This window comes from Streptomyces sp. NPDC050610, assembly GCF_040654875.1.
Lineage (GTDB): Bacteria > Actinomycetota > Actinomycetes > Streptomycetales > Streptomycetaceae > Streptomyces.
The window spans coordinates 1-9,641 of record NZ_JBFAIV010000049.1; the positions used below are offsets into that span (position 1 = coordinate 1).

9 protein-coding genes and 1 pseudogene are annotated in these 9,641 nt (G+C 73.0%); 2 read left to right on the plus strand and 8 right to left on the minus strand.

The genetic code is table 11. The features are described from left to right. Positions 1–192 precede the first annotated feature (192 nt). A complete protein-coding gene (locus AB0I22_RS35970; RefSeq protein WP_363135231.1) occupies positions 193–672 on the plus strand; it encodes a hypothetical protein in 480 nt (159 codons plus the stop codon). A 636-nt stretch (positions 673–1,308) separates the two neighbouring features. Here the strand turns inward: AB0I22_RS35970 and AB0I22_RS35975 are convergent. Continuing rightward, entirely contained in the window at positions 1,309–3,165 is a 1,857-nt protein-coding gene (locus tag AB0I22_RS35975) for an APC family permease (protein WP_363135232.1), read from the minus strand. 244 nt (positions 3,166–3,409) lie between these two features. On the opposite strand from AB0I22_RS35975, the gene AB0I22_RS35980 reads away from it, so the two are divergent. After that, positions 3,410–3,991 carry a hypothetical protein gene (locus tag AB0I22_RS35980; protein WP_363135233.1) on the plus strand — a complete coding sequence of 194 codons (582 nt, stop codon included), beginning with the start codon at positions 3,410–3,412 and terminating at the stop codon, positions 3,989–3,991. Between the two features lie 20 nt (positions 3,992–4,011). Here AB0I22_RS35980 and AB0I22_RS35985 read toward each other — a convergent pair whose 3' ends face one another. The 7 genes and pseudogenes from AB0I22_RS35985 to AB0I22_RS36015 form a co-directional block, all read right to left on the minus strand. Continuing rightward, complete coding sequence (locus tag AB0I22_RS35985; RefSeq protein WP_363135234.1) at positions 4,012–4,953, minus strand: oxidoreductase; 942 nt, start codon at positions 4,951–4,953, stop codon at positions 4,012–4,014. Between the two features lie 73 nt (positions 4,954–5,026). Then, entirely contained in the window at positions 5,027–6,277 is a 1,251-nt protein-coding gene (locus AB0I22_RS35990; protein WP_363135235.1) for a cytochrome P450, read from the minus strand. Then, entirely contained in the window at positions 6,274–7,509 is a 1,236-nt protein-coding gene (locus tag AB0I22_RS35995) for a cytochrome P450 (protein WP_363135236.1), read from the minus strand. The genes AB0I22_RS35990 and AB0I22_RS35995 overlap by 4 nt, the downstream gene beginning before the upstream one ends. Continuing rightward, a complete protein-coding gene (locus AB0I22_RS36000) occupies positions 7,506–8,318 on the minus strand; it encodes an ATP/GTP-binding protein (protein ID WP_363135237.1) in 813 nt (270 codons plus the stop codon). The genes AB0I22_RS35995 and AB0I22_RS36000 overlap by 4 nt, the downstream gene beginning before the upstream one ends. A 28-nt stretch (positions 8,319–8,346) precedes the next feature. Then, positions 8,347–8,706 (minus strand): DUF742 domain-containing protein, encoded by a 360-nt coding sequence (locus AB0I22_RS36005; RefSeq protein ID WP_363135238.1) that lies wholly within the window; start codon positions 8,704–8,706, stop codon positions 8,347–8,349. Further along, on the minus strand, positions 8,703–9,149 hold the full coding sequence (locus AB0I22_RS36010; RefSeq protein ID WP_363135239.1) for a roadblock/LC7 domain-containing protein: 447 nt from the start codon (positions 9,147–9,149) through the stop codon (positions 8,703–8,705). The genes AB0I22_RS36005 and AB0I22_RS36010 overlap by 4 nt, the downstream gene beginning before the upstream one ends. After that, positions 9,149–9,641 (minus strand): annotated as a pseudogene (locus AB0I22_RS36015) (hypothetical protein); the annotation flags it as partial. The gene AB0I22_RS36010 and the pseudogene AB0I22_RS36015, both read right to left, overlap by 1 nt.

Here is a 9,641-nt window from a genome sequence, read left to right on the forward strand (position 1 = left end):
TGAGCCGCGGCATCCTCACCGAGCCCGAACCCGGCCTGTTCACCATGCCCCGCCCGACAAAGTGAACCCGAGCGAAGGCTCACAGAACACCCACTTAGGAGAACCGACAGCGGAAGGGCGACGCGCGCATGCGAGCGCTGAGCATGGCGCCCACCCAGACCGTGGCGCGGAAGCATGCTGGGAGGGCAATTGATGATCACTCTGGGGCAGGACCACACAGCGGCCCGGCTCTTGACCGCCGACCGGGCGGCGGCGCACGCGGCCGAGGATGAGTGGTGGCGCAGGGGCGTCGCCCTGTTCCTGGTCGGGCCGTCCTGGGACGCGGTGAAGTTGCCCGCTCCACTGGTGCACGCCGTGGCTGACGGCAGCGACGTCGGACGGGTACGGGCGATACTCCACCGCCTCGGCGTCACTGGCCCCGTCTTCCTCCACCGCGAAACCTACGTAGTCCTCGTCCCACCCGGCACCGCTGCCACATGGAACGCGGCAGCGGAGTGCGTCACCACCACCGACCGCGAAGCCCACTACATGGGCCTGCCCGCACCTCACACCTGGGATGGGCCACGGGCCCACTGGGTGATCCCACCGGGCACTGCCCTGAGTCCCTCGACCGCCGTCCGCGCCCTGATCGCAGCGGGTGCGGACCTCGACGCCGAGGAACCCGAGTCGTGAACCACCCCGGCAACCGCCACCCGCCGCACGCCGCCCTGGAGATCGGCCCCGGACTCGGCGAAGCCATGGAGACCTTGCAACTCGCCATGTGCACACGAGCCCTCGACGACGCCCGAACCATCGTCTACGCCCACCAAGCCCACCTCCCCGACGAGGTCCGGCTACCGATCACAGACGCGTTCTACGCCCTGGACGACGCCGTACGTTCGCGCCCCGCCGCCCGATCCGAAGCGGCTGGGCGGCACCGTGGAGGTTGGTTCCGTCTGAGCAGACGACAGGCGCGCCCTGCCCAAGCGCTGCGGCGACCATGCCAGCCGGCAGGGGGCAGACCTGGAGCAGCGGGTGGCGGCGGTGGGGCAGGGCCCTCGGCCGCTGCCGACGCCCGCCACGCTGCCTGGCGTCGCGGGCACTCTGGTGGGGCTGCTCTCGTTGTTCCAACGGTAGGTATGCGGCCCAGAGGTGGTGGTTTGCGGCTTATGTCGGAGTCTACGCAAGTGGTTAAAAACCTAGGTTTGCCGACCTGAAGCAGCAGGTCACGCAGTATGGTCCCCGCGTATGCGGGGGTGGCCCCACGGCCGGCGCGGGCCGCGCCCCCTGATGCTGATGGTCCCCGCGTATGCGGGGGATGCCCGCCCCTCACCCCAACCGAAACCGCAACCGACAAATCACCGCATCCGTATCCCTTCGCACCGCGTGCGCCATCACCGCCCCCCGCTGGTTCTGAAGCAACCGCTGCCACACATGCACCGGCTCCACCTCCGGGATAAGCACCGTGACCCGGTTCGACGGATGCCGGTCGGTCATGGTCTGCACGTATTCCACGATGGGACGGCCCAAGGCCCGCGTCGGCGCCGGCAGTTCGATCAAATCAACGCCTGGCTGCCACAGCTCCCAGTCGCGGCGCAGGGACTCCGCCGCTCGCCGGCCCTCCGCGTCCGGCTGAGTCACCGTCACCGCTCGTACCTCGTCCCCCAACGACACAGCTGCTGTCAGCGCCTCGCTGGTGAGGCGGGACAGGTGGGAGACGGGGACGATCACCACCGAGTGGCAGCGGTGCGGGGGTTCCGGGACGCGGCCCAGGCCGAGGCGGGTGCCGATGCGGGCGTACGCGCGGTGGACGGTCTCGAAGGCGAGGACGAACACCGGCAGCATCAGGACGATCAGCCAGGCTCCGTCGGCGAACTTGGTGGCGGTTACCACTACCGCCGAAACGCCGGTGAGGAGTGCGCCGAAGCCGTTCAGCGCGGCCTTGCCGCGCCACCTGGCGGAACGTTCCTGCCGCCAGTGGCGGACCATGCCCACCTGGCAGATGGTGAAGCCCACGAACACGCCGATCGCGAAGAGCGGCACCAGCGTGTTGGTGTCGCCGCCGGAGAAGACCAGCAGGGCGGCGGAGACGGCGGCCAGGGCCAGTACGCCGTGCCGGTGGACCTGGCGGTCCGCCTTGAGGCCGAAGACGTGGGGGAGGTAGTTGTCGCGGGCCAGCAGTCCCATTAGGACCGGCAGGCCGCCGAAGGAGGTGTTCGCCGCCAGGGCCAGCAGGACCACGGTCGCGAACTGCACCACGTAGAACGCCCAGTTGTGACCCAGAGAGGCGTCCGCGAGCTGCGCCAGGACCGTCACGCCCTCGACGGGCTGGAGGTGGAAGCGGCCGATGAGCACGGACAGGCCGATCAGCATCACGCCCAGCAGCGCCCCCAGGGCGATCTCCGTGCGCTGCGCGCGCTTGGCCGCCGGGGCGCGGAAGCTCGGCACCGCGTTGGCGACCGCCTCTACGCCCGTCAGCGCCGAACAGCCGGAGGCGAAAGCTTTCAGCAGCAGGAGCGCGCCGACGCCCGTGGCGCTGTGGCCCAGCACCGACGCGTGACCGGCGGACGCGGCCGTACTCGCGGGGGACGAGCGGAAGAGGCCCACCGCCACGATCGTCAGGATCGAGCCGACGAAGACGGCGGTCGGCACGATGAACGCCTTCGCCGAGTCGACGATCCCGCGCAGGTTGACGCCCGTGACCAGGGCGAGCACGCCCAGGCAGAGCCACACCCGGTCCCCGTACAGGGCGGGGAAGGCGGAGGTGAGGGCCGCGACGCCGGCCGTCGTCGACACGGCCACGTTCAGGACGTAGTCCAGGACGAGGGACGCCGCCGTGACCAGGCTCGTGCGGCGGCCCAGGTGGCGCTTGGCGACCGCGTACGAGCCGCCGCCGTCCGGGAAGGCTGCGATGACCTGCCGGTACGAGGCGACCAGTACCGCGAGCAGGGTGGCTATCGCCAGCGTGACGGGCAGCGTGAAGCCGAGGCCGTGCGCCCCGGCCGCGGCCAGTACGAGGACGATGGCCTCCGGCCCGTACGCCACGGACGCCATCGCGTCCAGGGACAGGGCCGCCAGCCCCTGAGTGGCCGTCAGCCGATGTCGGTCCTCCGCCGCGGGCCCACCGCCCGGGGGTTCCTCGGCGGTCCCGGCGGCCGGTTGCTGCTTCTTGGCCAGCGTGGACATCTCTTCGCATACCTCCGTGAAGTGGGAGGACCAGCGTGAGCGCGATCAGGCGGCCGGGCGCAGGGCCTTGGCGGCGTCTTGGCGCGCGGCGCCGAGATCTTCACGCGTCCTTGACGCCGCCGCCGGGCGAAGGCGCGCCCCCGCACGACAGCGGTGTCAGAACGGCGTCAAGCTCTCCGGCGCGCACGTCAGCGAAGCGTCAACACCGCCGTACGGGCCCGAGCGGCGGATCTACCGTCCCCGCATGGGACGGCGACGAGAGCTCGGTTCGACACGGCAGCACCGGGGCCGCGCGCAGCGCACCGCGCCCCCGGGCCGGTCCGGCGGCGTCCTCGTCACGGACCGGTGCTGGGCGGGCGACCTGCGCGCCGCCGTGTACTGCTCCGGCGCGCTCGGCGCGCTGCTGATCCTCATCGACCTCGGCCGGGGCGGCCTCGACGCGGCGCGCGCGGGCTGCTGGGCGGGGATCGCGCTGCTGCTCTTCGTGGTGCTCTTCCCGCCGCGCGTGCGCGCGGGCGACGGCTGGCTGGCCGTACGCGGTCTGCTGCGCGAGCGGCTCGTACGGACCGACGTGCTCACCCTCGTACGATCCGCCGACGGCATGGCACCACGGCTGATCCTGCGCGACGCGGGCGGCCGGCGCGTCGAACTGGACCCCAAGGTCCTCGCGTCGAACCCGCTCCTGTGGCACCTCCTGGACACCGGCGCCCGCCGGTCGGCGGCCCACGGCTTCCTCCTTGAGGGCGCGGCGGAGCTGCGCGCCCTCACCGACCGTATCGACGGCGAGGGCGCCAGGCGGCTGCTCCAGGCGGCCGGAGTGGAGTAAGCCTCACAGGGCCGGCCCGGTCAGCCCTTCAGCGCCGCGTACGAAACCCCCGTCAGCCGCTCCGACACCGCCCACAGCCCCGCGCTCGTCGTGTCGTTGAGCGTCCATCGCGCGCGCAGCGAGCGGCCCGGCGCGCCGCGCACCTGGTTGCGGGGCCCGTAGAAGCCGTCCTGGACGACGCCGGGGTCGGTGGCCGCGTACAGGGAGGGCAGGGCGCCGCCCTCGGGGCTCTGGGCGACGATGCCGTTGACGGCCTCGACCATCCGCGCGGCCGTCGCGCGGCCCTCCATGCGGACGCCGGCCGTCTGGAGGTTCGTCGCCGCGTAGCCGGGGTGCGCGGCGGCCGACAGCATGTCCGTACCGGCTGCCGTGAACCGCCGGGCCAGCTCATGGGTGAAGAGCAGGTTGGCGCTCTTGGAGCGGCCGTAGGCGATCCAGCGCCGGTAGCGGTGCTCCATGTTGAGGTCGCGCGGGTCCACGCAGCCCAGGAAGTGGAAGCCGCTGGAGAGGGTGACCACGCGCGCGCCCGCACGCGTGGCGAGCAGATGCGGCATCAGCAGCCCGGTCAGCGCGAAGTGCCCCAGGTGGTTGGTGCCGAACTGCATCTCGAAGCCGTCGACCGTCCGGCGCGGCGGCAGCGCCATCACGCCCGCGTTGTTGATCAGCAGGTCCAGCCGGTCGGCGCCGCCCGCGTGGTCCGGGAAGGACGCCGCGAAGTCCCGTACGGACGCGAGGTTCGCGAGGTCCAGCGGCGCGAACCGCACGTCCGCGCCCGGTACGCGCTCCCGGACGCGCCGCTCGGCGGCCCGGCCGCGCGCCTCGTCGCGGCAGGCCATCACCACCTTCGCGCCGCGCCGGGCGAGTTCGCGGGCGGTCACCTCGCCGAGGCCGCTGTTGGCGCCGGTCACCACCGCCGTGCGGCCGCTCTGGTCAGGGATGTCGTGCGCGGTCCAGCCCGTCACATGCCCTCCTCGCCTCGCTGTTCCGGCCAGGCTAGCCAGCCGGAGGGCATGACACCCATGGGAAGGGCAGGGCCTAAGGAGTGAGAGGGGTGAGAGGAGTGAGCCGTACCGGCAGGCTCTGCGTGCTGTTGCCGACGAAGCTCGGCAGCGGTGCCAGCTCCGCGTCCGGAACCGCCTGGTCCAGCTCGGGGTAGCGGGCGAAGAGCCGGTCGAGGGCGATGGTCGCCTCCAGCCGGGCCAGCGGCGCGCCCAGGCAGAAGTGCGGGCCGTGGCCGAAGGAGAGGTGGCGGCCGCCGAGCCGGGTCACGTCGAAGCGGTCCGCGTCCGGCCCGTACGTACGCGGGTCGCGCCCGGCGGCGGAGTAGGAGGCGAGCACGGGCGTGCCCTCGGGGATGACCGCGCCGCCGACCTCCAGGTCGGTGGTGGGGTAGCGGAACGGGAAGTGGCTGACGGGGCTGTCGTAGCGGAGGGTCTCCTCGACGACGGCGGCCCAGGAGGCGTCGCCGCTCCGTACGAGCTCCAGCTGGTCGCGGTGCGCGCACAGCGCCCGTACCGCGTTGTTGATCAGGTTCAGGGTGGTCTCGTGGCCCGCGATGATCATCAGCAGCAGGGTGCCGACGAGCTCGCGCTCGCTGAGCCGGTCGCCGTCCTCCTCGCGGGCGGCGATCAGCGCGCTGGTCAGGTCGTCGCCCGGGTCCGCGCGGCGGACCTCGGCGACATGGGTGAGGATCGCGACCATCTCGCGGTTGGCGGACAGCACCTGGGCGGGCTCGACGACGGTGCTGACGATCAGATTGGACAGCTCGTGCAGCCGGTCGTGCAGCTCGGCGTCCACGCCGAGGAGTTCGCAGATGACGCTCATCGGCAGCGGATAGGCGAAGTGCTGCCGCAGGTCCACCACGCCGTCCGCGGCCACCGCGCCGGGCAGCCGGTCCAGGAGGTCCTCGGTCAGCTTCTCGATCCGGGGGCGCAGCGCCTCGACGCGGCGCGCCGTGAACGCCTTGGTGACCAGGGAGCGCAGCCGCCGGTGATCGGCCCCGTCGGCGGTGGTCATGCCCTCGACGGTGGCGAAGGTGGCGAGCGGCCAGCCCGGCGGTATCTCGCCCGCCCGCATCGCCGCGAAGTGGCAGGCGTTCTTGGCGACGTCGGGGTGGCCGAGGAACTCCTTCAGCTCCTCGTGGCCGGTGACGGCGAAGGCGGCCACGTCGCCGGGGAGCGTCACGGGCGCCGCCGTGCCGTGGGCGCGCAGCCGTTCGTTGACGGCGTGCTGGCCCGCTTCGGTGTCGAGGAGGTGCGGTGCGGGTGCGGCGGGAGGAACAGTCATCTCGGGTCTCCAAGTGCCGTGGCGGCGAGGGCGGGCCGGCTGAACCGTACGGGCAGGGCCGCCAGCTCCTTCGTCCATGGTGACGCGGCCCACGTCAACGCGGACTCCTCGACGGCGAGTTCGAGGTCGGGCAGCCGGTGCCGCAGGGTGTCCACGGCGGTACGGGCGATCAGGCGGGCCGGGTCCTGGGCCGGGCAGGTGTGCGGGCCCGCGCCGAAGGCGAGGTGCGAGCGGTTGCCGACGACGGGCCGGCCGTCGGCGGGCAGCACCTCGGGGTCGGCGTTGGCACCCGCGAGCCCGAGGACGAGCATGTCGCCCGCGCGCACGTCCTGGCCGCCGAAGGACAGGTCACGGGTGGCGTAGCGGGCGGGGAAGTTCTGGGTCGGTGGGAAGCGCCACAGGACCAGGTCGAGCGCGTCGTCGACGGTGAGGTGGCCGCGGGAGAGGGAGGAGCGGAACGCCGGGTCGGTGAGAAGGATCAGCAGGGTGGTGGCGATCCAGTTCCCGGTGGTCCGGTTGCCCGCGACGATGGTCACCACGATGTTGTGCAGCAGCTCGTCGTCGCTGAGCCCGGCGGAGTGTTCGAGCAGCCAGGAGACCAGGTCGTCGCCGGGCGTGCGGCGCTTCTCCTCGATCAGGTCGCGCAGCATGGCGGACATCCGGCGGCTGGCCTCGGGGGACTCGGCGGTGGCGGCGACGGTGGTGGTGATCGCCTCGACCAGCGGCGGCCCGGCCTCCGGCCCGATGCCCAGCAGCCCGGTGACCACGTGCAGGGGCAGGGCGCGGGCGTACTGGCCGACCAGTTCGGCCTCCGTGCCGTGGGCGGCGAATTCGCCGATGAGCCGCTCGGCGGTGGCCCGTACGGACCGGATCAGCTCGTGCCCGTTGACGCGGGCCAGCGCGTCGGCGACGGCCCCGCGCATCCGCCGGTGCTGCTGCCCGTCCGCGTACAGCAGGGCGGGCCGCCAGCCGACCATGGGCAGTACGGGCGAGTCGCGCGGCACCCGGCCCTCGCGCAGCGGGGTCCAGCGGCGCGGGTCGTGCGAGAAGTACTGCTCGTCGCGGGTGAGATGGAGCAGTTCCCGGTGGCCGAGGACCAGCCAGGCGTCCAGCCCCGGGGCGAGGGATACGGGCACGACCGGGCCGTGCTCCGCGCGCATCCGCTCGTACAGGGCCGCCGCGTCGCCGTCCATCGTCGGCCCGTACAGCGGTATCGGGGCGGTGCTGGTCATGACGGCTCCGAGGCGAGCGGCGCCGCGGTCGCGGCGGGGGCGGTGTTGAGCGTGATGAGGTGCGTGACCAGCGAGATCAGCGCCTTGAGGGACGACTTGTACTCGCGGGCGTCGCAGATCACCAGCGGGGTGCGGGGGAGCAGGTCGAGGGCGGTGCGCAGCTCGCCCTCGTCGTGCAGGGCGCTGTCGGGGAAGGCGTTGACGGCGACCGTGAAGGGCACGTCGAGGTCCTCCAGATGGCCGATGGCGTCGAAGGAGGCCGACAGGTCGCGGGTGTCGACGAGGGCGAGCGCGCCGAGCGCGCCGCGCGCCAGGTCCTTCCAGGCGGGCAGGAAGCGGTGCTGCCCGGGCGTGCCGAAGAGGTAGAGGACCAGCTCGCCGCCGAGGGTGATGCGGCCGAAGTCGAGGGCGACGGTCGTGGTGGTCTTGGCGGAGGGCGGCGCGGTGTCCACGCGGGCGCCCGCCTGGGTCATGGTGGCCTCGGTGGAGAGCGGTTTGATCTCCGAGACGGTGCTGATCAGCGTGGTCTTGCCGACGCCCATCGGGCCGACGACCAGGATCTTGGCAGCGCCGGAGACGCTGGGGCTGACGTAGACGTCGGAGGCGCCGGGCGCGTCGGGGGCTCCGGCCGGGTCGATCGCGTTCGTCGTGTCCACAGTGTTCACCGTGTCCACAGTGTTCACCGCGTTTTCCGCGCCCACAGTGCCCGTCGCGTTCGTCGCGTCCACCGCGTCGGCCTCGCCGTTGGCGTCGGCTCCGTGCCCGTCGGTCCCGTCCGACGTGCCGGCGGTCGCCGCATCGCTGCTCACTGTCGTCCCACCCGCCACGCTCACCACGTCAGAGTTTCGCTTCGAGCCCATCAAGCACCTTTCTCAGCACGTCCATATCGGCGCGCTCGGCGACGGGTACGGGCGGCCTCGCCCGGATATGGCCCCAGTCGATGAGGTCCGCGAGCAACACCCGCACCACGGCGGGCGACTGTCCCAGATGGGCGGCGACCTCTGCCACCGACAGCAGCCCCTGGCAGCGTTCCACGATCCGCCGGTACTCGGGTTGGAGGGACGGATCGGGGGCGCTCCCCGAGGCGCGTACGAGCGTCTCCAGCGGCAGCTCCTCCCGCGCGGAACCCACTCGGCCGCCCGTGATCACATAGGGCCGCACCGCGTCGGTGGTCCGCTCCTCCCCGGGCCCCGTCATGACTCGGGGGTGACCGGTTCCCGTGGCTGGCTGCTCAGGTGCGCCCCGATCCTGGCCACCAGGAGCTGCATCTGCTGGGCCACCAGGCCGACATCGGCGTCGGCCTCGGTGGCCACTCCGAGGGACGCGCTCAGCCCGGCCGAGGTGAAGAGGATGAACCCGCTCTCCGACTCGACCATCAACTGCCGTACGCCCGCGTTCTCCCCGAACAGCAGGGCCGCCGCGCTCCGGCTGGTCACCGTCATCGCCGCACAGGCGGCGGCCAGCGACTCGGCCTCGTCCAGCCCCAGCCGCGGTACGTCGCCGGAGAGCCCCTCCGCCGATTCGTGGCCCATCCGCAGGCCGTCCTCGGAGACCACGACGGCGTGCCGTACGCCCGGTATCCGCGTCAGCGGGCGGAGCATCCAGCCCACATCGGGGAGTTTGGAAATGGTGCCGGCCATCAGCGGCCTCCTTCTTCCTCGTCGGTGGGGGAGTCGACGTCGGGTGAGGCGGCGTCGGGTACGGCTGGGGCGGATGAGGCAGCGGTGGGTGACGGGGTGTCAGGCGGGGTGGCGCCGGGGGGAGCTGCGGGGGCGTCGCCGAGCTGCGCGCGGCCGAGCCGGGTGCCCTGGACCACGCTGGCCACGGACGCGCCGGCCGCCTCGGGGGTCCACGGCCGTTCGTAGGCGGGCGGCGGAGCCGGAGCGGGCATGGCGGCCCGCGCCGGGGCCGGTGCCGCGCCGGGGGGCCGGCGGCGGCTGCGGCGCTGGGGCAGGGCGCCCGGCGCCGGCTGGTCCGGGACTGCGGGCGGCGCCGCGGCCTCTTCGAAGGTGGCTACGGGGACGGGGGCTACGGGGACGGGGGCAGGCGCGGGTACGGAGGCGGACGCGGGTACGGGGGCAGGCGCGGGTACGGAGGCGGACGCGGGTACGGGGGCAGGCGCGGGTACGGAG

Excerpts from the sequence above, each read along its gene's own strand:
- AB0I22_RS35970 (WP_363135231.1), top strand. The coding sequence starts at position 193 with ATGATCACTCTGGGGCAGGACCACACAGCGGCCCGGCTCTTGACCGCC.
- AB0I22_RS35975 (WP_363135232.1), bottom strand. The coding sequence starts at position 3,165 with ATGTCCACGCTGGCCAAGAAGCAGCAACCGGCCGCCGGGACCGCCGAG.
- AB0I22_RS36005 (WP_363135238.1), bottom strand. The coding sequence starts at position 8,706 with ATGACGGGGCCCGGGGAGGAGCGGACCACCGACGCGGTGCGGCCCTAT.
- AB0I22_RS35990 (WP_363135235.1), bottom strand. The coding sequence starts at position 6,277 with ATGACTGTTCCTCCCGCCGCACCCGCACCGCACCTCCTCGACACCGAA.
- AB0I22_RS35980 (WP_363135233.1), top strand. The coding sequence starts at position 3,410 with ATGGGACGGCGACGAGAGCTCGGTTCGACACGGCAGCACCGGGGCCGC.
- AB0I22_RS36010 (WP_363135239.1), bottom strand. The coding sequence starts at position 9,149 with ATGGCCGGCACCATTTCCAAACTCCCCGATGTGGGCTGGATGCTCCGC.
- AB0I22_RS35995 (WP_363135236.1), bottom strand. The coding sequence starts at position 7,509 with ATGACCAGCACCGCCCCGATACCGCTGTACGGGCCGACGATGGACGGC.